Annotated in this window: 21 protein-coding genes; 13 read left to right on the forward strand and 8 right to left on the reverse strand. The window is 69.1% G+C overall.

What is annotated here, in order from left to right; genetic code table 11:
- The first annotated feature begins 15 nt into the window (after positions 1-15).
- The 3 genes from purL (at position 16) to FFS72_RS05165 (ending at position 4851) form a co-directional block, all read left to right on the forward strand.
- Complete coding sequence (purL, locus tag FFS72_RS05155; RefSeq protein WP_137872932.1) at positions 16-2295, forward strand: phosphoribosylformylglycinamidine synthase subunit PurL; 2280 nt, start codon at positions 16-18, stop codon at positions 2293-2295.
- A 163-nt stretch (positions 2296-2458) separates the two neighbouring features.
- Positions 2459-4189 carry an alpha/beta hydrolase gene (locus FFS72_RS05160; protein ID WP_249353139.1) on the forward strand — a complete coding sequence of 577 codons (1731 nt, stop codon included), beginning with the start codon at positions 2459-2461 and terminating at the stop codon, positions 4187-4189.
- Positions 4186-4851 (forward strand): CPBP family intramembrane glutamic endopeptidase, encoded by a 666-nt coding sequence (locus FFS72_RS05165; protein WP_137872934.1) that lies wholly within the window; start codon positions 4186-4188, stop codon positions 4849-4851. Before FFS72_RS05160 ends, FFS72_RS05165 begins: the two co-directional genes overlap by 4 nt.
- Before the next feature lie 85 nt (positions 4852-4936).
- Here the strand turns inward: FFS72_RS05165 and FFS72_RS05170 are convergent, their stop codons facing one another.
- Positions 4937-5521 (reverse strand): excalibur calcium-binding domain-containing protein, encoded by a 585-nt coding sequence (locus FFS72_RS05170; protein ID WP_249353129.1) that lies wholly within the window; start codon positions 5519-5521, stop codon positions 4937-4939.
- 304 nt (positions 5522-5825) lie between these two features.
- Between FFS72_RS05170 and FFS72_RS05175 the strand changes: the two genes are divergently transcribed.
- From FFS72_RS05175 to purM, 4 genes are all read left to right on the forward strand, one after another.
- Positions 5826-6698, forward strand: coding sequence for an AraC family transcriptional regulator (locus FFS72_RS05175; protein ID WP_137872936.1), 873 nt, complete (start codon positions 5826-5828; stop codon positions 6696-6698).
- A 9-nt stretch (positions 6699-6707) separates the two neighbouring features.
- The gene (locus tag FFS72_RS05180; RefSeq protein WP_137872937.1) at positions 6708-7094 is read left to right on the forward strand and encodes a sterol carrier family protein; all 387 of its coding nucleotides are present in this window, start codon (positions 6708-6710) and stop codon (positions 7092-7094) included.
- Positions 7095-7205: 111 nt separating this feature from the next.
- Positions 7206-8789 (forward strand): amidophosphoribosyltransferase, encoded by a 1584-nt coding sequence (purF, locus tag FFS72_RS05185; RefSeq protein ID WP_137872938.1) that lies wholly within the window; start codon positions 7206-7208, stop codon positions 8787-8789.
- A 104-nt stretch (positions 8790-8893) separates the two neighbouring features.
- The gene (gene purM / locus FFS72_RS05190; RefSeq protein ID WP_050066464.1) at positions 8894-9982 is read left to right on the forward strand and encodes a phosphoribosylformylglycinamidine cyclo-ligase; all 1089 of its coding nucleotides are present in this window, start codon (positions 8894-8896) and stop codon (positions 9980-9982) included.
- 167 nt (positions 9983-10149) lie between these two features.
- Here purM and FFS72_RS05195 read toward each other — a convergent pair whose 3' ends face one another.
- The 4 genes from FFS72_RS05195 to ygfZ form a co-directional block, all read right to left on the reverse strand.
- Positions 10150-10359 carry a DUF3073 domain-containing protein gene (locus FFS72_RS05195; protein ID WP_137872939.1) on the reverse strand — a complete coding sequence of 70 codons (210 nt, stop codon included), beginning with the start codon at positions 10357-10359 and terminating at the stop codon, positions 10150-10152.
- A gap of 140 nt (positions 10360-10499) precedes the next feature.
- A complete protein-coding gene (locus tag FFS72_RS05200; RefSeq protein WP_137872940.1) occupies positions 10500-11456 on the reverse strand; it encodes an asparaginase in 957 nt (318 codons plus the stop codon).
- Positions 11453-12124: an MOSC domain-containing protein gene (locus FFS72_RS05205; protein WP_137872941.1), complete on the reverse strand. Its 672-nt coding sequence runs from the start codon at positions 12122-12124 to the stop codon at positions 11453-11455. The genes FFS72_RS05200 and FFS72_RS05205 overlap by 4 nt, the downstream gene beginning before the upstream one ends.
- Complete coding sequence (gene ygfZ / locus FFS72_RS05210) at positions 12121-13248, reverse strand: CAF17-like 4Fe-4S cluster assembly/insertion protein YgfZ (protein ID WP_249353130.1); 1128 nt, start codon at positions 13246-13248, stop codon at positions 12121-12123. Before ygfZ ends, FFS72_RS05205 begins: the two co-directional genes overlap by 4 nt.
- Positions 13249-13336: 88 nt before the next feature.
- Here ygfZ and FFS72_RS05215 point away from each other — a divergent pair, with 88 nt between their 5' ends.
- From FFS72_RS05215 to FFS72_RS05240, 6 genes are all read left to right on the forward strand, one after another.
- On the forward strand, positions 13337-14209 hold the full coding sequence (locus FFS72_RS05215; RefSeq protein WP_137872943.1) for an aminodeoxychorismate lyase: 873 nt from the start codon (positions 13337-13339) through the stop codon (positions 14207-14209).
- Positions 14210-14397: 188 nt separating this feature from the next.
- Positions 14398-15894 carry a cytochrome ubiquinol oxidase subunit I gene (locus tag FFS72_RS05220; RefSeq protein ID WP_137872944.1) on the forward strand — a complete coding sequence of 499 codons (1497 nt, stop codon included), beginning with the start codon at positions 14398-14400 and terminating at the stop codon, positions 15892-15894.
- 10 nt (positions 15895-15904) lie between these two features.
- A complete protein-coding gene (gene cydB, locus FFS72_RS05225; protein WP_137872945.1) occupies positions 15905-16948 on the forward strand; it encodes a cytochrome d ubiquinol oxidase subunit II in 1044 nt (347 codons plus the stop codon).
- On the forward strand, positions 16949-18637 hold the full coding sequence (gene cydD / locus FFS72_RS05230) for a thiol reductant ABC exporter subunit CydD (RefSeq protein ID WP_137872946.1): 1689 nt from the start codon (positions 16949-16951) through the stop codon (positions 18635-18637).
- Positions 18634-20349, forward strand: coding sequence for a thiol reductant ABC exporter subunit CydC (gene cydC, locus FFS72_RS05235; RefSeq protein ID WP_137872947.1), 1716 nt, complete (start codon positions 18634-18636; stop codon positions 20347-20349). Before cydD ends, cydC begins: the two co-directional genes overlap by 4 nt.
- 85 nt (positions 20350-20434) lie before the next feature.
- The gene (locus FFS72_RS05240; RefSeq protein ID WP_171018566.1) at positions 20435-21655 is read left to right on the forward strand and encodes a lipase family protein; all 1221 of its coding nucleotides are present in this window, start codon (positions 20435-20437) and stop codon (positions 21653-21655) included.
- 313 nt (positions 21656-21968) lie between these two features.
- On the opposite strand, the gene FFS72_RS05245 is transcribed toward FFS72_RS05240, so the two are convergent.
- The 3 genes from FFS72_RS05245 to FFS72_RS05255 all read right to left on the reverse strand — a co-directional run bounded on the left by FFS72_RS05245 (position 21969) and on the right by FFS72_RS05255 (position 24014).
- On the reverse strand, positions 21969-22610 hold the full coding sequence (locus tag FFS72_RS05245) for a heme-binding beta-barrel domain-containing protein (protein WP_137873016.1): 642 nt from the start codon (positions 22608-22610) through the stop codon (positions 21969-21971).
- Positions 22611-22869: 259 nt separating this feature from the next.
- Positions 22870-23175, reverse strand: a complete 306-nt coding sequence (locus tag FFS72_RS05250) for a DUF1416 domain-containing protein (RefSeq protein WP_050066476.1) — start codon at positions 23173-23175, stop codon at positions 22870-22872.
- Between the two features lie 5 nt (positions 23176-23180).
- Complete coding sequence (locus FFS72_RS05255; RefSeq protein WP_050066477.1) at positions 23181-24014, reverse strand: sulfurtransferase; 834 nt, start codon at positions 24012-24014, stop codon at positions 23181-23183.
- Positions 24015-24045: the final 31 nt, after the last annotated feature.

Genomic DNA, 24045 nt, shown 5'->3' on the forward strand with positions numbered 1-24045 from the left:
AGGACCCGACTCCTCGTGTCATCGCAGGTCGATACCGTCACCCAAGCCGCCGCGACCCCCGATGTCGCCCAGCCCTACCGGGAACTGGGACTCAAGGACGACGAGTACGCCCGTATCCGGGAGATCCTCGGTCGCCGTCCCACCGACGCCGAGCTGGCGATGTACTCGGTGATGTGGTCCGAGCACTGCTCGTACAAGTCGTCGAAGGTGCACCTCAAGTACTTCGGCGAGACCACCACCGACGAGATGCGGTCCTCGATGCTCGCAGGCATCGGCGAGAACGCAGGCGTCGTCGACATCGGCGACGGCTGGGCCGTCACCTTCAAGGTCGAATCCCACAACCACCCGTCGTACATCGAGCCGTACCAGGGCGCCGCGACCGGTGTCGGCGGCATCGTCCGCGACATCATGGCGATGGGCGCGCGCCCGATCGCGGTCATGGACCAGCTGCGGTTCGGCGCGGCCGACCACCCCGACACCCGTCGCGTCGTCGACGGCGTCGTCCGCGGTGTCGGCGGCTACGGCAACTCCCTCGGCCTCCCCAACGTCGGCGGCGAGACGGTGTTCGACGCGTCCTACCAGGGCAACCCGCTCGTCAACGCGCTGTGCGCGGGTGCGATGCGCGTCGAGGACCTGCACCTGGCGTTCGCGTCCGGCGTCGGCAACAAGATCATCCTGTTCGGTGCCCGCACCGGCCTCGACGGCATCGGCGGCGTGTCCGTCCTCGCGTCCGAGACCTTCGACGAGTCGTCGGGCGGACGCCCCAAGAAGCTCCCCGCCGTGCAGGTGGGCGACCCCTTCACCGAGAAGGTGCTCATCGAGTGCTGTCTCGACCTGTACCGAGAGAAGCTCGTCGTCGGCATCCAGGATCTCGGCGGCGCCGGCCTGTCCTGCGCGACGTCCGAGCTGGCCGCGGCCGGTGACGGCGGCATGCACATCAACCTCGAGCGCGTCCCCATGCGTGCCACGGGCATGACCGCGGCCGAGGTGCTCTCGAGCGAGTCGCAGGAGCGCATGTGCGCGGTCGTGACGCCGGAGAACGTCGACGCGTTCATGGCCGTCTGCAAGAAGTGGGACGTCCTCGCCACCGTCATCGGTGAGGTCACCGACGGCGAGCACCTCGTCATCGACTGGCACGGCGAGACCGTCGTCGACGCGCCCGCCCGCACCATCGCGCACGAAGGCCCCGTCTACGAGCGTCCCGTGCAGCGTCCCGACAGCCAGGACGCGCTGATCGCGAACACCACCGCGGGCCTCACGCGTCCGGAGACCGACGCCGAGCTCGAGGCGACGCTCCTCAAGATGATCGCCTCGCCTGCGCTGTGCAGCCGCAAGTGGATCACCGAGCAGTACGACCGCTACGTCCGTGGCAACACCGTCCTCGCGGAGAACGCCGACGGCGGCGTCATCCGCATCGACGAGAAGTCGGGCCGCGGTATCGCCCTCGCGACGGACGCGTCCGGCCGCTACACCGCGCTCGACCCGTACACCGGCGCACAGCTCGCGCTCGCCGAGGCGTACCGCAACGTCGCCGTCACCGGCGCCACCCCGAAGGCCGTCTCCAACTGCCTCAACTTCGGTTCGCCGGAGGATCCGGGCGTCATGTGGCAGTTCCAGCAGGCGGTCCGCGGCCTCGCCGACGGCTGCGCGCAGCTCGGCATCCCGGTCACCGGCGGCAACGTCAGCTTCTACAACCAGACCGGCGCCACCGCGATCCTCCCGACGCCGGTCGTCGCGGTCCTCGGTGTCATCGACGACGTGCACCGTCGCATCCCGACGGGCCTCGGCCTCGAGCCCGGCGAGACGCTGATCCTGCTCGGCGACACCCACGACGAGTTCGACGGCTCCATCTGGGCGCAGGTCGAGCACGATCACCTCGGTGGTGTTCCCCCGAAGGTCGACCTCGAGCGTGAGCGTCTGCTCGCCGACATCCTGCTCGCGGGTTCGCGCGACGGACTGGTCTCCGCCGCCCACGACCTCTCCGAGGGCGGCCTCGCGCAGGCCGTCGTCGAGGCGGCGTTGGCGGGCGAAACCGGTTGCCGCATCCTGCTTCCCGAGGGCGCGGACCCCTTCGTGACGCTGTTCTCCGAGTCCGCAGGCCGCGTGCTCGTCGCGGTGCCGCGCACGGAGGAGACCCGCTTCACCGGCATGTGCACCGCGCGCAACCTGCCGTGGGTGCGGATCGGCGTCGTCGACGAGGGCTCCGACTCCGTCGAGGTCCAGGGCCACTTCTCGGTCACCCTCGACACGCTGCGCGCCACCTCCGAGGGAACGCTGCCCGCGCTGTTTGGATAGCCATGTGACCCACACGGACACCACCCCGGAACCCGGGACGGATCAGGCACCCGCCGATCCGTCCCGGGTTCCGGTGCGTTCGGGTGCCGAATCGGGGCCGCCGAGGGGGAAGGACGGGCCCGGCCTGCGCCGCAAGATCGCTCTCTGGTTCGAGGGGGACGATCTGCACCTCCCGTGGTCCTCGGAGCGGCTCGCGGAGAAACACCCGTTCGTCGCGTGGGCGTGGGGGCTGCTCAGCCTCGACTTCACCGGCATCGCGTTCGGTGCCCTGTTCTTCTGCTGGTCGCTGACGCCGTCGCTGTTGCCCCGGGACTGGCTGTACCAGGGCCTGATCGGCGGCATCACCGCCGCCATCGGCTACGCGTTCGGATGCATCGTCGGCTGGGCCACCCACCGCTACTGGCTCTCCAAGCTCACCTGGTGGCCGCCGCCAGTGCGTTTGCAGCAGATCACGAAGGTCGCGGTGCCCGTGCTCTCGATCGCCGCGGCGCTGATCATGCTCGTGTACGCCGCCGGCTGGCAGCGTGAACTGGCCGCACTCATGGGCGCCGAGGGCACGACGACGACCGGCTACCTCCGGACCCTCGCGTTGAGTGCAGCCGTTGCGGCACTGCTCATTTCACTCTGGCGGGTGCTGCGCGACCTCGTGCTCCTCATCGCCCGCTACCTGAACAAGTGGCTACGTGTGCCCCGGTCGGCGGCGGCGCCGATCGGTGCCGTCCTCGTGGCGTTCCTCGCCTACACCCTCGTCACCGACGTCCTGTTCAACGGCGTCTATTCGTTCATGAACTCGGCATTCAGCCTCCAGAACGACGAAACCCGCGCCGAGGTGGTGCGGCCCATGCGCGCCGAACGCTCCGGGAGTCCCGAGTCGTACGCACCGTGGGAAACCCTCGGCTACGAGGGGCGCGATTTCGTGTACCGCGGACTGCATGCCGAGCAACTGTCCGAATACAACAACGGCGCCCCGGCGAAGGAACCGATCCGCGTCTACGCCGGACTGCAGACGGCCGAGGACCCCGACGCCCGCCTCGACATCGTCATCGACGAACTCGAACGTACGGGGGCGTTCCAACGCAAGGCGCTCGTCGTGATCCCCACGACCGGCACCGGCTGGGTCAATCCGACGGCTGCGAACGCCGTCGAGCTCATGTACAACGGCGACACCGCCCTCGTCGCCAGTCAGTACTCGTACCTGCCGAGTTGGGTGTCGTTCCTCGCGGACCGGGAGAAGGCGGCCGACGCCGGCCGTGCCCTCGTCCACCGCGTGCACGAACGGTGGTTGCAGGAACCCGAGGCGACGCGCCCGAAACTGCTCGTCTACGGCGAGTCTCTCGGCACGCAGGCCGGTGAGGGAGCGTTCGACGGGCTCGCCGACATCCGCGAGATGGTCGACGGGGTGCTGTGGGTGGGTCCACCCAACTCGAACCGGTTGTGGAGCACCCTCGAAGACCGCCGCGACCCCGGCAGCCCCGAAGTCCAGCCCGAGTACTCCGACGGCCTCGTCGTACGGTTCGCCGAGGACGCCGCAGCCCTCGACGCCCAGCAGGGGCCGTGGTTGCACCCGCGGGTGCTGTACATCCAGCACCCGTCGGACCCCGTGGTGTGGTGGAGCCCGGACCTGATCTTCAACCGCCCCGACTGGCTGTCCGAGCCGCCCGGCTACGACCGCCTGCCGTCGATGCGCTGGTTCCCGTTCGTCACGTTCTGGCAGGTCGCCGCCGACCTCGCGAACGCGGCAGGGGTCCCCGACGGGCACGGGCACAACTACGGCACCGTGATGGTCGACGGCTTCGCCGCGGTCGGCGCCCCCGACGGCTGGACATCCACCGACACCGAACGCGTCCGCGCGGCCCTGAACGCCATCGCGGGCTCGCAGGGCCCCGAGAAATGAGGCGCACGGCCGGCGCCGCAGCGGTGGGATGCGCGGCGGCGTTGGTCGCGTGGAACGGTGTCGTGCTGCCCCGGCTGGCGCTGGGCGCGCGGGGCCGCGCCTCGGCGAACACCGTGACGGCGGTCGTCGTCGGGGGAGCGGCCGTCGTGGGCGGCGTGAGCTTCGCGGAACTCGGATGGACCGCCTGGCGTCGTGGGCTGCTCGTCGGTGTGGCGGCGTCGACGCTGCCGACGCTCGCGTACCCGGCGATGCTCGCGGTCCCACCGGTACGCGCACGGATGGCGTCGGGTGCGCGGCGCGCGGACCACACCGAATGGGTGTTCGTGCACATCCCCCTCGGGACCGTGCTCGCCGAAGAGGTCGTGTTCCGTTCGGTGCTCTACGCGCTGGCCAGACGGGCATCACCTCGCTGGGCGCCCGTCCTCGGCGCGGCAGCGTTCGGGTTGTGGCACGTCACCCCTGCGCGGCATGCGGGTGACTCGGTCGTCGGAACCGTCGCGCTGACGGCGGCGGCGTCGCTGCTGTTCGATCAGTTGCGGGAACGCAGCGGCAGCGTGCTCGCGCCCGCGCTGCTGCACCTGGCCGTCAACGCGGGTGGGGCCGTGGCGGCCGAGACGGCTGCCGGGCGGACGGTGACCGGAAGGTCGGTGTCCGACGGCTGACCAGGCGGTGGCAGCGGCGCAGTCCGGTGCCCGAACTTGTTCGGACGTGGCACCCCGAGACCGGATCTCGGGGCGCCTCGCTACGTCAGCTCTCGCATGCCACGCCGTCCTTGTCCCGGTCCAGTTTGGAGCTGTAGCCCGGCGACCCGGCATACAACGGTGCGGCACCGGCAGCCCGGGCAGCGGCGCAGCTCGCGTAGCTCGCGCCACCGGTCTGCGGCTTCGGCGCCACGACCTCGGGTTCGGGAGCCGGCTCGGGTGCCGGCGCAACGAACGGGACGGGCGCGGGCGCCACGTACTGCGTCGTCGGCGGCGGCGTGTACACATCGACCGGTGCAGGAGCAACAACCGCCGGTGTTGCCCGCAGTGCCGGAGAATTCGAGGCAGGCGCGACCGCCTCCGATGTCGGCAGCGAAGCCGGGGAGGTCGCAGCGGGAGTAGTCGACGGCACAGCGGTCGTCGTCCGGGCAGTCGACGTGGTTGTCGAACGCGACGGCGTCGGCTCCGAGGTCTTCTCGTTCTCGCCGCCGCACGCCCCGACGAGCACCAGCAGGCCGACCACCCCACCGGTGATCCAGAGCCGCTTCGTGCTCTTCTTCGGCGCAGGGTGTGCAGCCACAGGACCGCGGAGACCCTGGGACGACTGGTTCGGATCGAACGGCACGGACACGGAAGACACCTCGGTGGGTCGAGTTCGACGGGCCATCGATGGCACCGGCTGACGAATGTTGGTTTCTACCAGCTCACATCGGCTGTCGGTCGAATGGAGGACGACGCCTGGCGCCGGGCGGACCGCACGAATCAGGGATCTTCCGATGCACACGAGGTTGCGCTTGCCGACGTGGGAATCGCCGGCAGAGCTGCCATCGGGCGAAGCCGCGGGGATGTATCGGGAACGCACATTTCCGGGCATGAAACGGTGCGCATCGGGTATCGCCGGGCCCGTAGCGTCGCACGCGGAAACGGAGGAACACGTGCAGGAATGGAACAGCGCGATCGACCTGATCGAGCAGCGACTGGAAGGCGACCTCGACATCTCGGACGTCGCGAGGGTCGCTCTGACGTCCGAGTACCACTTCCGTCGCATGTTCTCGACGCTGGCGGGAATGCCGTTGTCGGAGTATGTCCGTCGGCGTCGAATGACCGTCGCGACGGCCGACGTCCTCGCCGGTGAGCCGGTCGTCGATGTGGCGGTCCGCTTCGGCTACGGCTCGGCTGCCGCGTTCACCCGCGCGTTCAAGTCGATGCACGGGCTGACGCCCGGCCAGGCTCGACAGCCCGGCTCGGTCCTTCGTTCCCAACCCCCGTTGAGATTCCACCTGCGTGTGGAGGGAAGGAGCGACATGCGTCATCGCATCGTCGACAAGGACGCGTTCGCGCTGGTCGGCTACCGGACCACGGTTCCGGTCGTCCACGAGGGACCGAATCCGGCGATCGTCGAATTCGAGAAGAGCATCGACGGCGACGCTCGCGCCCTGCTGCTGTCTCTGTCGAACACCGAACCGGCGGGCCCGCTGGCGGTGACGGTGCGGCTGGCCGAGTCGCGTTCCGAAGGAGCAGAGGTCGAGTACTGGCGCGCGGTGGCGACCACAGCCGCCGACTGCGGAGATCTCGCCCGGATCGACGTTCCCTCCGGGTTGTGGGTGGTGTTCGAGGCGGACGGAAAGTTCCCGGAGGCACTGCAACATCTGTGGGCCGATGCAGCGACCGAATGGTTCCCGGCGAATCCGTACGAGTGGATCGAGGGACCGGAGTTGCTGACCATCCACCCGGACCCGGGCGGGGAATCCGGCCGTGGCGAGCTGTGGCTGCCCATCGAACGAATCCCCTCAGACCTGGGCCGGTAGGTTGGCGGCGTGCCTGCCCGGAAGAGAATCGACCCCGCCCAGATGCGGTCCGCGGTGACGGCTGTGGGGGAGTGGCTGTCCGACGCGGACGCCGCGGCCCCCGCGCGGGCCGAGATCGCGGCCGCGGTCCGGCTCAGCGCCCGGACCCTCGAAGACGTCGCACCGGGGTCGTCCGTGGAGGTGCGGGTGCCGCCGTTCGTGGCGGTGCAGTGCATCGAAGGACCCCGGCACACGCGCGGGACTCCACCGAACGTCGTCGAGACGGACCCGCGCACCTGGCTGCAGCTGGTCACCGGGCGCGTCACGTTCGACGGGGCGGTCGCGGCGGGAACCGTGACGGCGTCGGGGAGCCGGGCGGGGGAGATCGCGCACTGGTTGCCGCTGATGCCCGTGTGATCTGCGGTGTGACCGCGACGACAGGCGCAGCCACCCGTGGTGAGAGCACTGCCTCACTGGCCGTAGACTGAGCATGCCCCCCGCACCCACCCTTCAAAGGGAGCAACCCCGGTGACTTCAGCCGATCTCTCGGTCAGCAGCCCGAATCTTCTCGCACCCGCAGACATGTCCGATCAGGACGAGCAGCCGCCCCGCGAGGAATGTGGCGTCTTCGGTGTGTGGGCCCCCGGTGAGGATGTGGCGAAGCTCACGTACTACGGGCTCTACGCGTTGCAGCATCGCGGGCAGGAAGCCGCGGGCATCGCCGTCGCCGACGGTTCCCAGGTGCTGGTGTTCAAGGACCTCGGTCTCGTCAGTCAGGTCTTCGACGAGCAGACCCTCGGCGCGATGCCGGGGCATGTCGCCGTCGGGCACTGTCGCTACTCGACCACCGGGTCCACCACCTGGGAGAACGCCCAGCCGATCTTCCGCACGACCGCCGCGGGCACGGGCATCGCGCTCGGCCACAACGGCAACCTCGTCAACACCGCCGAACTCGCCGAGCGGGCACGCGCCGCGGGCCTGATGAACAGCAAGCGGCCCGGAGGCGCCACCTCCGACTCCGACATCGTCGGAGCGCTGCTCGCGCACGCGGCGGCCGACCGCTCCATCGAGCAGGCCGCGATGGAGCTGCTGCCGACGCTGCGGGGCGCCTTCTGCCTGACCTTCATGGACGAGCACACCCTGTACGCGGCGCGTGACCCTCACGGCGTCCGCCCGCTGGTGCTCGGTCGACTGGATCGGGGCTGGGTCGTCGCGTCCGAGACCGCCGCCCTCGACATCGTCGGTGCCTCGTTCGTCCGGGAGATCGAGCCCGGTGAACTGCTCGCGATCGACGCCGACGGCGTGCGCTCCTCGCGTTTCGCGAACCCGACGCCGAAGGGCTGCGTCTTCGAGTACGTCTACCTGGCCCGACCCGACACGACCATCGCCGGTCGGTCGGTGCACGCGACGCGCGTCGACATCGGTCGTCGCCTCGCCAAGGAGCACCCGATCGACGGCGACCTGGTGATCCCGGTCCCGGAGTCCGGCACCCCCGCCGCGGTCGGCTACGCACAGGGCTCGGGCATCCCGTACGGCCAGGGCCTGATGAAGAACGCGTACGTCGGCCGGACGTTCATCCAGCCGTCGCAGACCATCCGCCAGCTCGGTATCCGGCTCAAGCTGAACCCGCTGCGTGACGTCATTCGCGGCAAGCGTCTGATCGTCGTCGACGACTCCATCGTCCGCGGCAACACGCAGCGCGCGCTGATCCGCATGCTGCGCGAGGCCGGTGCGCTCGAGATTCACGTGCGGATCGCATCGCCGCCGGTGAAATGGCCGTGCTTCTACGGCATCGACTTCGCGTCACCCGCGGAGCTGATCGCCAACGGCGCAGGCGGAACGAACCACGAGCCGGGCAACGTCGAGGAGATGATCGAGGGGGTGCGCCGTTCGATCGGTGCGGACTCGCTCGGCTACATCTCGGTCGACGGGATGGTCGCGGCGACCGAACAGCCGGCGTCGCGCTTGTGCATGGCCTGCTTCGACGGTGAGTACCCGATCGAGTTGCCGACGGAAATCGGCAAGAACGTGCTCGAGGGAATGCTCGAGCAGACCGCAGGCGCGGCGACGAAGCAGGACAACGACAACGCGAGTGCGCTGAGTCGACCCTGAGCGGCCGCACGAGGACCCATACTCGTGTCGATGACTTCGACACCACGTAGACCCAGGCAGTGCCAGGTGCACTGACGAGATCACAGCTGGAGCTGAGTAACCCGATGACCGACGACCAGAAGCCCCACGCCGCCGGCGCGTCCTACGCTGCGGCGGGGGTCGACATCGCTGCAGGAGACCGGGCAGTGGAGCTGTTCGCCCCGCTCGCGAAGAAGGCCAGCCGTCCCGAGGTGCTCGGCGGACTGGGCGGATTCGCCGGCGTGTTCGCCCTCAAGGGCGGGTACAAGGAGCCGCTGCTGGCGGCGTCCACCGACGGCGTCGGCACCAAGCTCGCGGTTGCGCAGGCCCTCGACAAGCACGACACCGTAGGCCTCGACCTCGTCGCGATGGTCGTCGACGACCTCGTGGTGTGCGGCGCGGAGCCGCTGTTCCTGCAGGACTACATCGCGGTCGGCAAGGTCGTCCCGGAGCGTGTCGCGGAAATCGTCGGCGGCATCGCGCAGGGCTGCATCCTGGCGGGGTGTGCCTTGCTGGGCGGCGAGACCGCCGAGCATCCCGGCGTGATGGCGGACGGCGACTACGACCTCTCCGCGACCGGTGTCGGTGTCGTCGAGGCGGACGCCCTGCTCGGGCCGGACCGGGTGCGTCCGGGCGACGTCGTGATCGCGATGGGCTCGTCGGGTCTGCATTCGAACGGTTACTCGCTGGCCCGCAAGGTGCTGCTCGAGATCGACCGGATGTCGCTGACCGGGCATGTCGAGGAGTTCGGCCGCACCCTCGGTGAGGAACTGCTCGAGCCGACGAAGATCTACGCGAAGGACTGCCTCGCACTGATCGCCGAGACCGACGTGCGCACCTTCTGCCACGTCACCGGCGGTGGCCTCGCCAACAACCTGGCCCGCGTCATGCCGAAGGGCCTCGTCGCCGAGCTGGACCGCGGAACGTGGACCCCCGCACCGGTGTTCACCATGATCGGTCAGCGCGGCCGCGTCGAGCGGGCCGAGCTGGAGGCGACGTTCAACATGGGCGTCGGCATGGTCGCGATCGTCGCGCCCGAGGACGTGGACCGCGCGCTCGCCGTGCTCACGGCCCGGCACATCGACTGCTGGACCCTCGGGACCGTGGCGAAGGCGTCGGACAAGCACGACGGCGCCGATACGGTTCGCATGGTCGGCGAGCACCCGCGCTTCTAGGACTTCTGAGCACAAGACGAACCGCCCGAGCCCCTCAGGGGTTCGGGCGGTTCGTCTTTCGGTTGCTGCCCTGGCGCACTTGTGGTGCGCACGCGGAGAATGAGGGGGAGCCGGTAGGGCTCCCCCTCATTCGGTGCTGCGCAAGTGTGTGCCGGTGACGGCGGGCGTCAACGACGCCAGTCGTCGTTGTCTTCGTCGTCCCAGCGCGACGACGCGCTGTCCTCGGAACGCTGGTCGCTGTAGGACCCGTTCCGGTGGGAGTTGGACGGCGCACTCGACAGCTCACGTTGGAGGCTGTCGAAGTTAGTCGACGGCGAGCTGTACTTGAGCTCGCGTGCAACCTTGGTCTGCTTTGCCTTAGCCCGGCCGCGGCCCATGGCCAACCCCCTCGCGCTTTAAGCGGGGCGGCCTGGGAATTTTTGGCGGCCCCGTTTTGAGTGTGTGTGTCTTCCTGACTGACACTCTAGCCTGAGAACGGGGCGAGCGCTCCTTCCCCTGCCCAGGAGTGGTGTTTCGTTCATCTCAGCACCTCGGGAATAGCCCGGATGGTGCCGACTCGGACGCCTCCGCCGAGCACTGGCGCGGACGCCAGCTCGGCGAGATCCTCGGTCCACTCCACCCCGATCCGGTGCAGGATCGCCGCGGTCAGGGGAATTCGCGCACGTTCGCTGCCGTCGTCGATCTTCAGTGCGAACGCCCGTCCGTCGGGCAGGGCACCGGCGTGGACGCCGTCGGCGCCGACCTTGCACAGCAGGCCGGGAACCGTCGACATCAGGCGTTCGTCGTCGAGCCCGGTTCCCGACACCTGCCACGGGTGCTCGCGGACGGCGTCGGCGACCGTGCGTTCGGCGGTGTCCGGCGCACCCGTGACGAGTCTCGCGAAGGCCCGGGCCAGTGCCGTCAATGACAGGGGCACGATCGGCAGTCCGCACCCGTCGATGCCGAGTTCGTACTCGTCCTCACCCGACAGGTCCGCGATGGTCTCCTGGATCTCCTGCTGCAGCGGGTGTGCGGCGTCCAGGTAGCTCTCGAGCGGCCAGTCGCGGGCCGCACACACCGCCACCATCGCGGCGTGTTTGCCCGAGCAGTTCATGAACACGCGTCGGGGTGATCCGCCTACGGCCAGCACGCGGGCCCGGGCGATGTCGTTCCACGGCAGATCGGGAGGGCAGCGCAGCTCGCGTTCGGTGAGGCCGTTGCGCTCGAGCAGTCCGAGCACCCCCGCGACGTGCTCGGGTTCGCCGCCGTGGGAGGAGGTGGCGAGCGCGACCTCGCGGGAGTCGGCCGGGACGAAGCCGTTGCGCAGCATCGCGACGGTCTGCAGCGGCTTGTTCGCCGAGCGGGGGAAGATCGGGGTGTTCACCTCGCCGACTGCGAGGAGGGTCTCACCGGAGGGGTCGAGCACGACCAGGGATCCGCGGTGTACGCACTCGCGGAAACCGGATCGGACGACCTCGACCAGCTCGACGCTCAATACCCCACCTGCACCTTCAGCCCGGCTATCCGCCTGCGTGCCTTGTCCTCGACAGTAGGCGAGAGTCCGGGCTGTTGCTCGAGGAGCACTGCGAGCCGCGCCGGATCGTGACCTGTGAACAGATCCCGCACCGTCACCCCGTGATCCGGAATGTGCACGACCGTGATCGGGTCGCCCGCCGCGACGCGGCCGGGACGGACCACCTTCAGGTAGGCGCCGGTGTCGCCACGCTCCGCGAACCGCTTGACCCACTGGGGTTCGGCGGCCCAGACACCGAAGGTGCCGCACGGTGTTCGTGGCCCGGTGACCTCCAGTTCGAGGGTGTCGCCGAGGCGCCACCGTTCGCCGATCACGGCGTCGCTCGTCGCGACGCCGCTCACCCGCAGGTTCTCGCCGAACCAGCCGGCGTGCAGTTCGCGGCCCAGTTCCGTCGCCCAGCGCTCGGCCTCGACGTCGGAGTAGGCGTAGACGGCCTTGAAGGGTCCGCCGTGGTGTTCGGTGTCGCAGACCCGGTCGCCGTCGAGTCCGGTCGCGTCGACGTCGACGGGGCCGTCGACGGCTCGTTTGTCGATGGCGGTGCGGGTCACGCGGCGCGTCCCCGAATCCCGCTCGGCGAACAGCCTGCAGACGGCGTCGACGCGGCCGGTCACCGTGTCGGGTGCGCTCATCGGCCGCGCAGACGGTCGACGGCCGCGCGGCCGGGCTGGTACTCGTCGTGCCGGGGCATCGAGTCGGCGTCGATCGCGGCGGGGGTGGTGCCGGCCTCGAGGGTGGCGTCGGCGGGAACGGCCCGCTTGACCAGGGCCAGCGCGATCGGGCCGAGCTCGTGATGGTCGACCACGGTCCCGACACGTCCGACCGCGCGACCGCCCGCGGTGACGGCGTCCCCGGGGGCGGGGCGGGTGTCCGCTGAACCGTCGAGGTGCAGCAGCACCAGGTGGCGGGGCGGCTTGCCGAGGTTGTGCACGCGGGCGACGGTCTCCTGGCCGCGGTAGCAGCCCTTGTCGAGGTGGACCGCACCCTCCTCGGCGACGCCGCCGATCCACCCGACCTCGTGGGGGATGGTGCGGTCGTCGGTGTCCACCCCGAGGCGCGGTCGCAGGGCAGTCACGCGCAGGGCGTCGAACGCCCACGTTCCAGCGGGCGCGGCGCCCGCGTCGGTGAGGATCTGCCACCAGTGCGCGAGACGGTCACGGGGGACGACCAGGTCCCAGGCGTGCTCGCCGGGCCACGGCATCGTGCGCAGGAAGCCGCCGCCGGGCAGCGCGGTCGCCTCGTACGTGCCCGGGAGTTCCGCGATGCCGAGGGCCTCGAGGAATCGGGGGCGCCTGGCGTCGGGTCCGAGCAGGGTCAGGACCGCCATGTCGGGTGCGGGCTTCGGTTCGGCCTTCGCCCAGAACACCATCTTCTGCAGGAAGGTGAGCAGGTCGGCGCCGGAGGTGGCTTCGGTGTCGATCCAGGTGACGCCGTCCAGGTCCGTCTGGACGAAGTGGTGTTCGATGCGCCCGTTGAGGTCGAGGCTGAGGTTCTCGGCACTGTGGCCGTCGCCGAGGTTCGCGACGTGCTGACTGGAGATGGTGTGCAGCCACGACAGGCGTTCCTCGCCGGAGATGGACAGCACGAACCGGTTCGACCGGTCGACGACGGCGACCGCGCGTTCCGCGGTGCGTTGCTCCCGGAGCGGGTCGCCGTAATGCCAGGCGACGCCTGCATCGGGGGAGTCGTCGGGATTGGGAACCGCCCCGGCGGTGGTGAGAAGAGGACTCGACGTGGTGCGCACGGACTCGGACACGCTCCCAGTGTAGGAGTGACGGCCGGATGGGTGTGGTGCCGCGTCGCCGCCGCGGGGCGGGTGGGGCGGCCCGTCGTAGTGTGGGGGCATGGCTGATCAGGTGCTGGTGACCTTGGACGGCGCGGTGCGGGACGCGGACGCTCCGCTGCTGCGTGCCGACGACCTGGCCGCGGTGCGGGGGGACGGCATCTTCGAGACGGTCCTCGTCCGCGACGGCGCGGCATGCGTGATCGAACTGCACCTGGCCCGGTTCGCCAACTCCGCGTCGATGCTGGATCTGCCGCGTCCCGACCTCGATGCCTGGCGGTCCGTGATCGCGGTCGCGCTCGGCGAATGGGGCGCCGAACGGGAGGGTGCGATGCGGTTGGTGCTCAGCCGGGGCCGCGAGTCCGGTGGCGGGCCGACCGCGTACGTCTCGGTCGGCCCGGTCGCGGATCGGGTCGCCGTCGCCCGCCGCGACGGGGTGTCGGTGTGCACGCTCGACCGCGGGTTCTCGGTGGATGTCGTCGAGAAGGCGCCGTGGTTGCTGCTCGGCGCCAAGACGCTCTCGTACGCGACGAACATGGCGGCGCTGCGGTACGCGCAGGCCCGTGATTTCGACGACGTGATCTTCACCAGCAGTGAGGGCCGGGTGCTCGAGGGGCCGAGGTCGACGGTGCTGATCGCTCGTGGTCGCACCCTGATCACTCCTCCGGTCGAGCACGGCATCCTTCCCGGCACGACGCAGCAGGCACTGTTCGAAGTGGCGGGCGCACATCGGTTCCGATGCGAGATGGCCGCGCTGCGTCCGGTGGATCTGATTGCCGCGGACGGTATTTGGCTGCTGTCGAGCGTGACTCTGGCCGCGCGGGTTCACACGCTCGACGGGTTGGTTCTGCCGGTGCCTGCGATCGCCGACGAGTTGTCCGAGCTGGTGGATCTCGCAGTCGGAACGGTCGGAGTCGAGGAAGACGCCGCGTGACTGAAATGTGATGCCACGCACGGTTGCGTGTCACGGGTAGGCGCTTGGGAACTTCTTTACTACTGTTCGTAGTAGACGAAGGCCTGCGGTTTCGTGCTGCGGGGGTTACCTTTTGAACGGACTGCATGTGTCAGCCCACACCTGCAGTTCCGGTAAGCCTGCCCCACGGGCCCGGACCGGGAGATGACATGGACGCACTCGATGTGTCGCGCTGGCAATTCGGAATCACGACGGTCTACCACTTCATTCTCGTCCCGCTGACCATCGGTCTCGCACCGCTGATCGCGATCATGCAGACGATGTGGGTGGTCACGAAGAAGGACCACTGGTACCGGCTCACCAAGTTCTTCGGGAAGTTGTTCCTGATCAACTTCGCCCTCGGTGTGGCGACCGGCATCGTGCAGGAGTTCCAGTTCGGCATGAACTGGAGCGAGTACTCCCGCTTCGTCGGCGACGTGTTCGGTGCACCACTCGCGCTCGAGGGACTCGTCGCATTCTTCCTCGAATCCACCTTCCTCGGCCTGTGGATCTTCGGATGGGGCAGGCTGCCGAAACTCGTTCACCTCGCCACCATCTGGCTGGTCGCGATCGGTGTGAACGCCTCGGCGTACTTCATCATCTCGGCCAACTCCTTCATGCAGCACCCGGTCGGTGCTGTGTACAACGAGGAGAAGGGCCGCGCCGAACTCACGAGCATCTGGACGCTGCTGACGAACAACACCACCCTCGCGGCCTTCCCCCACGTGATCGCGGGTGCACTGCTCACCGCCGCGACCTTCGTCGCAGGAATCGCCGGCTGGTGGATGGTCCGAAACATGCGACGGGCCAAGCTCGCCGAGGCCGCCGAGGCCGAGCGGATGGAGAACGAGGCGCGGGTCATGTTCCGCCCCGCGGCCCGACTGGGCATGCTGGTCATGATCATCGCGGGCATCGGCCTGTTCATCACCGGTGACATCCAGGCCAAGCTCATGTTCGAGCAGCAGCCCATGAAGATGGCCTCCGCGGAATCGTTGTGTCACACCGAAACCGACCCCAACTTCTCGATCCTCACCATCGGCACCCACAACAACTGCGACGGCATCACCCGTGTCCTCGAGGTGCCCTACGTCCTGCCGTTCCTTGCCGAGGGCCAGTTCACCGGCGTCACCCTGCAGGGCGTCGAAGACCTGCAGGTGCAGTACGAGGAACAGTTCGGGCCCGGTAACTACCGGCCGAACCTGTTCGTGACCTACTGGTCGTTCCGCGCCATGATCGGCCTGGCCGCCGGGTCCGCGGCCCTGGCACTGGCAGGCCTGTGGGTGACCCGAGGCGGCCGCGTGCCCGACCAGAAGTGGTACTCGTGGCTGAGCCTGATCGCGATCCCGACGCCGTTCCTCGCGAACAGTGCCGGCTGGATCTTCACCGAGATGGGCCGCCAGCCGTGGGTCGTGCACCCGAATCCGACTGGCGTCGACATGATCCGGCTCACCGTCGACCAGGGCGTCTCCGATCATTCGGTGGTCACCGTCTGGACGTCGCTGATCGTGTTCACCCTGCTCTACGCGGCGCTCGGCGTCGTCTGGTTCTGGCTCATCCGGCGCTACACGATCGAGGGACCGCTCCCGCACGACGCGCACCCGCCGGGCGACAAGCCCGACGAGCCGGACGACACCGGCAAGCCCGAGCAACTGTCGTTCGCGTACTAGGAGAGGCGACATGGGACTTCAGGAACTCTGGTTCATCCTCATCGCGGTTCTGTTCACCGGGTACTTCGTCCTCGAAGGCTTCGACTTCGGTGTCGGCATGCTGATGCCGGTGCTCGGCCGAAGCAAGAACGGATCCGCCGACAACGACACCCGGCGTCGCGTCGTGCTGAACACCATCGGACCCGTCTGGGACGGCAACGAGGTGTGGCTCCTCACCGCGGGCGGCGCGATGTTCGCGGCCTTCCCCGAGTGGTACGCAACGCTGTTCTCCGGCTTCTACCTGCCGCTGCTGCTGATCCTCGTGGCCCTGATCGTCCGCGTCTGCGCGATCGAGTACCGCGGCAAGATCGACGACGCGACGTGGCGGTCCAGGTGGGACTGGGGGATCATCCTCGGCTCCTGGGTGCCTGCGATCCTGTGGGGTGTCGCGTTCGCGAACATCGTCCGCGGCGTCGCGATCGACGAGAACCGTCAGGTGGTGTCCGGGTTCTTCGACCTGCTGAACCCGTACGCGCTGCTCGGCGGGGCCACCACCGCCATCGTGTTCGCGCTGCACGGTGCCGTCTTCATCGCGCTCAAGACCTCCGACGAGGTGCACGAGGATGCCGTGAAGCTGGCCTCCCGGCTGTCGATCCCGACCGTCGTCGTCGCGGGCGCGTTCGTGCTGTGGACCCAGCTCGCCTACGGCAAGGGCTGGACCTGGATCCTCGTCGGCGTCGCGGCGGCCGCTCTGCTCGGCGTCGTCGCGCTGACCGCGGTCGCACGGGAAGGGTGGGCGTTCGTACTCACCACGGTCGCCGTGGTCGGGGCCGTGGTCCTGCTGTTCGCGTGCCTCTACCCGAACGTGATGCCGTCGACGATCAGCGATGCCTACAGCCTGACCATCCACAATGCGTCGTCGAGTCCGTACACCCTGAAGGTGATGACCTGGGCGGCGGTGATCGTGACCCCGGTCGTGCTGCTCTACCAGGGCTGGACGTACTGGGTGTTCCGGCAGCGGATCTCCACCAAGCACATCCCGCCGTCGATCGGGCTGCCGATCAAGACCAGCTGAATGGAGACCGACACCCCGGCCGCGTCTGCCCGCAGCAGGCGCGGCCCGGTAGATCCCCGGCTGTGGCGGTACTCGCAGTCTGCGCGTGGCTACCTGCTGCTCACGGTGACGTTGTCGCTGGTGGTCGCGGCCGCCGTGATCGTCTCCGCGATCATGATCGGCACCGTCCTCGCCGGGGTGATCACCGAATCCGACTCCCGCACCATCGGACACTGGTCCGGTGAGCTCAGGGTTCTCGCCGCCGCGGTCGCGGTGCGCGTGGGGGCGACCTGGGTGCACTCGAGGTACGCCCACCGGTCCGCGTCGCGCGTGATCGGTGAACTGCGCGCCGAGGTGCTCGCGGCGGCGACCGAGATGACGCCCCGCGAACTCGACCCCCGACGCGACGAGACGGCCACGGTCTTGACCCGCGGAATCGAGGGTCTGCGGGCGTACCTCACCGGCTACCTGCCCGCGCTGCTCCTGGCGGTGACCGTCACACCGCTGACACTGCTGGTCATCCTGCTGACCGACCTGACGTCGGCGGTGATCGTGGTCATCACGCTGCCGCTGATTCCGATCTTCATGATCCTGATCGGTCTGCTGACCCGCGGCAAGGCGGCCGCGTCGCTGCGCACCATGACGGCGCTGTCCGCGCAGTTGCTCGACCTGATCGCGGGCCTGCCGACGCTGCGCGCACTGGGCCGCGAACGGGGACCGCAGGACCGGGTCCGGAAACTCGGCGACGATCATCGCCGCACGACGATGGCCTCGCTCCGCATCGCGTTCCTCTCGTCGATGGTGCTCGAACTCCTCGCGACGCTGTCGGTCGCGTTGATCGCCGTCAGCATCGGTCTGCGTCTGGTGTTCGGCGAGATGGCGTTGCAGGCCGGCGTGATCGCGCTGGTGCTGGCACCGGAGGTGTACTTCCCGCTGCGTGCCGTCGGTGCGCAGTTCCATGCCGCGGAGGACGGAATGGCCGCTGCGGACAAGGCGTTCGGCGTACTGGACGATCGTGGTGAGGCGGTCCGGCGCGGCCGAGCGGCCGTACCGGACGGCACTGTCACCGTCCGCGGGCTCGGGATGCGCAGCCGATCGGGTTGGGCCCCACGAGGTCTCGATCTCGCACTGGAGCCGAGGCGGGTGACCGGACTGACCGGACCCAACGGGGTCGGGAAATCGTCCGCTCTGCAGGCGATCCTCGGACTGGCCGATCCGGACGAGGGGATGGTGGTGATGGGGGACACCGACGTGCGCGACCTGGACCCGGCAGCGTGGTGGAAGACGGTCGCGTGGCTCCCTCAGCATCCGGTCCTCGTCCCCGGCACGCTGCGCGAGAACCTCGAACTCACCGGACCCGTCGACGCCGATCCGAACGAGCTCGATGCCGCGTGCCGCGCAACGGGATTCGACGAGGTGCTGCGCGACGTCCCGGACGGCTGGGACACCGTCGTCGGCGCGGGTGGCCTCGGCCTGTCGCTCGGACAGCGGCAGCGGCTCGCCCTGACCCGCGTGCTGCTCACCGACGCATCCGTGGTCCTGCTCGACGAGCCGACCGCACACCTCGACGCCGCGTCCGAGGCACGGGTACTCGCGGCGATCCGCACGCTCGCCGCGTCGGGTCCGGCCGTGCTCCTCGTCGGGCACCGCGCGTCGGTGCTCGCCGCCGCCGACAGTGTCGTCACCGTCGCCGCGGAGGTGACGGTGTGAGCCGCGACCCGCTGCGCCGCGCACTGGCGCTCCTCGACCTCGATCCGCGCCGTGTCCTGTACGCCGTCCTCGCGGGCGTCGCGACGCTCGGCAGTGCGCTCGCGTTGGCGGCGCTGTCCGCGTGGCTCATCACGCGCGCCTGGCAGATGCCCCCGGTGCTCGACCTGACCGTCGCCGTCGTCGCCGTTCGTGCCCTCGGCATCTCCCGCGGCCTGTTCCGCTATCTGGAGCGTCTCGCCACCCACGACGCCGCACTTCGCGGCACGGTCTCGGCCAGGGAGAACCTGTATCGCAGGCTCGCGACCGGCGATCCGGCCGCGCCGGCGGGGTTGCGCCGCGGCGACCTCCTCGCCCGCACGGGTGCGGACGTCGACGCGCTCGGTGACGTCGTGATCCGGGCGCTTGTCCCGATGGCCGTCGCCGTCGTGATGGCACTGACGGCCGTCGTCGGCCTCGCGTTGATCTCGCCCGCGGCGGCGCTGGTCCTCGCGGTCGCGCTCACCGTCTCCGGCATCCTCGCGCCCGCGCTCGCGGCCAGGTCCGCTCGCCTGGCAGAGGCGGCGAGCGCCGAGGCGGCGGCCCGATACTCCGAAACCGCTGTCCTCGCGCTCGACCACGCCGCCGAACTGCGCGTCGCAGGCCGACTCGACGAGATGGTGCAGCGCGCCGACCGCCACGACCGGGACGTCATCCGCGCAACCGACCGCGCCGCCGTTCCGGCCGCGTTCGCGGACGCAGCGACACCCCTCGCCATCGGGGCGAGCGTCCTCGGAGCGTTGCTCATCGGCATCACCCTGTACGGACCGGACGGTGGGACCGCCGGTGCGATGACGCCGATGGCACTCGGGATCCTCGTCCTGCTGCCGCTGTCCGCGTTCGAGGCGACGTCGGCGCTGCCCGCGGCGGCGATCGCACTGACGCGCGGCCGGCTCGCGTCCGCCCGCATCATGGAACTGCTCGACCGGTCGGGCACACCGCAGTCGGGCGGGGCCGACCCCGTTCCCGAGCCCGTACACCTGGCGGCGTCCGGGCTGCGCACGGGATGGCCCGGCACCCCGGCTCCCGGCGGACCGGTCGACCTGGATCTTCGGCCGGGATCGCGCACCGCCGTCGTCGGGCCGTCCGGGGCGGGCAAGACGACGCTGCTGATGACGCTCGCCGGGCTGCTGCCGCCGATCGAGGGCACGGTCGACATCGACGGCACGCCCCTCCGGGAGATCGACGCCGACCAGCTGCGCCGCAAGGTCGGCTTCTTCGCCGAGGACGCGCACCTGTTCGACACGTCACTGCTCGAGAACCTGCGCGTGGCGCACGGCGGTCTCACCGACGAGGAGGCCGTCGCGGCGCTCGAGCAGGTCGGCCTCGGCGACTGGGTGCGCTCACTGCCGGACGGCGTCCACACCACCCTCGACGCGGGCGGTCGGTCCGTCTCCGGTGGTCAACGCCGTCGCATCCTGCTCGCCCGCGCGTTGGTGTCGCCGGCACGGGTCCTGCTCCTCGACGAACCCACCGAACATCTCGACGCCGATGCGGCTGCCCGCGTCCTGCACGCGCTCCTGGACCGCGGCGGCGCGCTCGTCGACGTCGACCGCACCGTCGTGGTGGTGACGCACCACCTGCCCGAATCCCTCCGCGCAGACCGGATCGTCACGATCGACCGGCGGTCCGACCGTGGACACGACAGGTCGGACGACACGGACGCGTTGCGGTAACGAACGCTGCGGGGTGCGTGCGTAACTGGCATAGTGCTCGGTCGTAGTGCTCGGTCACACGTCCATACGGCTCTGGGAGTTGTTCATGGGAGCGTTGATTCGTCGACTAGTCGCCTTACCGATCGTGGGACTCGCAACGGCACTGATGATGTCCACGGTCGGACCGTCCGCCTCTGCGCTGCCCATCTACCCCGTGTCCGACCCGGACCCGTTCTTCGGAGCACCCGCCGACCTGGTCGCAGCGCATCAGCCCGGCGACGTCCTCAAGATCCGGCACATGCCGCCCAATCTGTACTTTCCGGGCAGCGAGGTGTGGGAACTGCTCTTCCGGACAACGGATTCGGAGGGCAAACCGATCGCGGCGAACACCACCCTGCTGATTCCGCCCAACTTCGTTCCGGACAGCCCGCTGGTGTCGTACCAGCACATCATCAATGCGCTCGGGCACAAGTGCAAGATCGCGACAGAGTTGTACACGACGGACCCGCTCACCCAGATTCGCGAGGCGCCGGGGCTGAACATTGCACTGGCACGGGGATGGGCGGTTGCGTTGCCGGATCACCTCGGTCCCCGAATGGCTTACGGTGCAGCGAAACTCGGTGGTCAGATCACGCTCGACGGCATCCGGGCAGTCAAGCGGGTGCCCGAGCTGCGGGTGGTGAACAGCCCGGTCGGGATGGGCGGCTACTCCGGTGGCGGCATGGCGACGTCGTGGGCTGCCGCGCTCGCGCCGACCTACGCGCCCGAGCTGGACATCGTCGGCGCTGCCGAGGGCGGCGCGCCGATGAACATGGTGAAGATGGCATCGACGCTCGGGACGAATCCGCATCCGGCGTTCGGTCTCGCCATGGCGGCGGCGCTCGGCCTCGAGCGCGAGTACCCGGAGCGGATGAACGTCACGGATCAGCTGAACGACAACGGGCGCTGGCTCCAGTCGATGATCCGGGACGGCTGCACCAACGAGATCATGTTCTGGGGCGTAGGCCGTTCCGCGTCACAGGTCACCGACAACGTCAACTTCATGGACGACCCGTCGGCGTGGCAGGTGATGGAGGAGAACAGTCTCGAGCTGTATCCCGGTGTTCCGTCCGTCCCCATCTTCGAATGGCACAGTCCCACGGACGCTCTTGTGCCCGTCGACGCCATCGACAACACGGTCCGTCGATACTGCGCCGCCGGCGTTCCGGTACAGACGCTTCTCACACCGAGCCCCGACCACCTGTCCGCGGCGGTACTCGGACTGCCGCAGGCCCTCGACTGGCTCGACGCCCGGTTCCGCGGCGTGCCCGCACCCTCGACCTGCTGAGTTCCACGCTCCGAATAATCCGTTGCCGACATCGCGGGACGGGCGTACTTTCGGCCTTACACGAGGAAGGAGGTGGTCTGAAGTTGAAGAACTACAGGACGCGTGAGGTGGCTGTCCGCTAGCCAACGACGCTGAAGGGTTTCACCAACCGCCTCCGCGGCCGGCGAATCCCAGCAGCCACCCGGCCCCCGAGTCTCCCGGCCAAGTCCGACCGGGATCAGGACGTCGACGTCCGGCTCGGGGGTCGTTCTGCGCGCAGCGCACCAGCGACGTATGCGCGAGGTGCACTAGCCGATGTATGCGCGAGGCGCACCTAGCCGATGTAGCGGGACAGTCGCGCCGAGATGTGGGGCTTCAGTTCGCCGTCCGCGAGGACGCGTTCCTCGACGTACGCGAGGTCGCCGCCCTCGACGATGCCGTACAGGCGCTTCGCACCGCCGACCAGCGCACCGTGCTTGCTGCGGATCACCACGTCGGTGGCGAGTTCCCAGCTCGATTGGGTGAGGGCCGTGCCGTAATAGAGTTCGACGACGCCGGACGAGTGCGTCAGGAGCAGTTCGACGGTCTCCTCGTCGACGCTGCCGGGGATGCCGTCGCCGCCGACCCGCCAGTAGCCGCTCTCACGCAGGTCGGGGCGGACGTAGTTGCCGTCGGCGTCGAGAACCCACGACTGGGACTCCCAGCGCAGGTAGTTGCCGCCGTCGTGCGAGACGACGATCTGCTGCCCGAAGCGGTAGTCGCCGGAGTCGGGGTTGTTTCCCTCGCCCTCGCCGCGCCACACGCCGACCAGCGGCAGCAGGGCCAGCAGCTCCGGATGGATGTCCGGACCGAGGCGCAGGTTCGCGGTGTCCTCGGGCAGGGGAAGTCCGGGCAGTACGGGGATGTTCAGCCCGGCTGTGTCCTTGGAGCGCTCAGCGGCGTCAGCCAGGGCCTTGTCGCCGCTGCCACGCTTGATGGACGGAGCCGACGCGTCGCTACCGGCGTCGCGCGGCTCGTTGTCGCCGGTCGAGCTCACGGCTTGTCGGTGACCAGTCGGTACACGACGTACAGCGAGAACCAGGTGATGAGAACGGCTGCGAGAACCAGCAGCACCTCGAAGAAGATGACCACGGGGACAGTTTAGACCGCCAGGCGCCGCGAACCGAAAGCGGCCCCGCACCGATAGGTGCGGGGCCGCCGTCGGGGTCCGACAGCATGTTGCCGTCGTTGCCCGACTACTTGCTGACGGTGATGTCCACGTTGTGGATGCCGTTGGCTTCGGGGCTGATGGTGCTGTCGCCGTTGCCGGTGCTCGACAGGGCGCGAACGGTCCACGTGCCGGGGGCGGCGAAGAACCGGAAGTCGCCGGTGCCGGACGCCACGACCTCGGCGGTGAACTCGCCGGTGCCGTCGAGCAGGCGAACGAACGCACCGCCGACCGGCTGGCCGTCAGCGGCCAGCACGCGACCGGTGATGACGGTTTCCTTCGACGCGTCCACGCCGGCGGGCAGGGTCTGTCCCTGGACAGGTGCTCCACACATGACTATTACGCTCCCAGTTCGATCGGTGCACCGACGAGTGAGCCGTACTCGACCCAGCTGCCGTCGTAGTTCTTGACGTTCTTCTTGCCGAGGATCTCCTGCAGCACGAACCACGTGTGGCTCGAGCGCTCGCCGATCCGGCAGTACGCGATGGTCTCGCGGCTGTCGTCGAAGCCCTTGTTCGCGTACAGGGTCTCGAGGTCCGAGTCGGACTTGAAGGTGCCGTCCTCGTTCGCGGTGGTCGACCACGGAATGTTGATGGCTCCGGGGACGTGGCCACGCTGCTGCGCCTGCTCCTGCGGCAGGTGCGCCGGGGCGAGGATCTTGCCGGCGAACTCGTCGGGGGAGCGGACGTCGACCAGGTTCTTCGAACCGATGGCGTTGATGACCTCGTCGCGGAACGCGCGGATCGAGGTGTCGGCCTCCTCGGCCTTGTACTCGGTGACGGGGCGGACGACCACATCGCGCGAGAGCTCGCGGCCGTCGAGCTCCCACTTCTTGCGTCCACCGTCGATGAGCCGGACGTCCTTGTGGCCGTAGATCTTGAAGTACCAGTACGCGTAGGCGGCGAACCAGTTGTTGTTTCCGCCGTACAGGATCACGGTGTCGTCGTTGGCGACACCCTTCGCGGAGAGCAGCGCCGAGAACTTCTCACGGTCGAGGAAGTCGCGACGGACGCCGTCCTGGAGGTCCTTGCGCCAGTCGAGGCGGATCGCGCCCTCGATGTGGCCACCTTCGTAGGCCGAGGTGTCTTCGTCGACCTCGATGAACACCGTCTTCGGCGCATTGAGGTTCTGCTCGGCCCAGTCGACAGAGACCAGGACGTCGGAGCGTGCCATGGGTTTCCTTTCGGTACTGACTTGCGTGGTG

It is taken from the genome of Rhodococcus sp. Q, from assembly GCF_005503035.1.
Taxonomy (GTDB): Bacteria; Actinomycetota; Actinomycetes; order Mycobacteriales; family Mycobacteriaceae; genus Rhodococcus_G.

What these genes read in the sequence shown, in the direction of transcription:
- FFS72_RS05165 (WP_137872934.1), top strand. Translation starts at nt 4,186, where the DNA reads ATGAGGCGCACGGCCGGCGCCGCAGCGGTGGGATGCGCGGCGGCGTTG.
- purM (WP_050066464.1), top strand. Translation starts at nt 8,894, where the DNA reads ATGACCGACGACCAGAAGCCCCACGCCGCCGGCGCGTCCTACGCTGCG.
- FFS72_RS05195 (WP_137872939.1), bottom strand. Translation starts at nt 10,359, where the DNA reads ATGGGCCGCGGCCGGGCTAAGGCAAAGCAGACCAAGGTTGCACGCGAG.
- FFS72_RS05205 (WP_137872941.1), bottom strand. Translation starts at nt 12,124, where the DNA reads ATGAGCGCACCCGACACGGTGACCGGCCGCGTCGACGCCGTCTGCAGG.
- FFS72_RS05215 (WP_137872943.1), top strand. Translation starts at nt 13,337, where the DNA reads ATGGCTGATCAGGTGCTGGTGACCTTGGACGGCGCGGTGCGGGACGCG.
- FFS72_RS05220 (WP_137872944.1), top strand. Translation starts at nt 14,398, where the DNA reads ATGGACGCACTCGATGTGTCGCGCTGGCAATTCGGAATCACGACGGTC.
- cydB (WP_137872945.1), top strand. Translation starts at nt 15,905, where the DNA reads ATGGGACTTCAGGAACTCTGGTTCATCCTCATCGCGGTTCTGTTCACC.
- cydD (WP_137872946.1), top strand. Translation starts at nt 16,949, where the DNA reads ATGGAGACCGACACCCCGGCCGCGTCTGCCCGCAGCAGGCGCGGCCCG.
- FFS72_RS05240 (WP_171018566.1), top strand. Translation starts at nt 20,435, where the DNA reads ATGGGAGCGTTGATTCGTCGACTAGTCGCCTTACCGATCGTGGGACTC.
- FFS72_RS05250 (WP_050066476.1), bottom strand. Translation starts at nt 23,175, where the DNA reads ATGTGTGGAGCACCTGTCCAGGGACAGACCCTGCCCGCCGGCGTGGAC.
- FFS72_RS05255 (WP_050066477.1), bottom strand. Translation starts at nt 24,014, where the DNA reads ATGGCACGCTCCGACGTCCTGGTCTCTGTCGACTGGGCCGAGCAGAAC.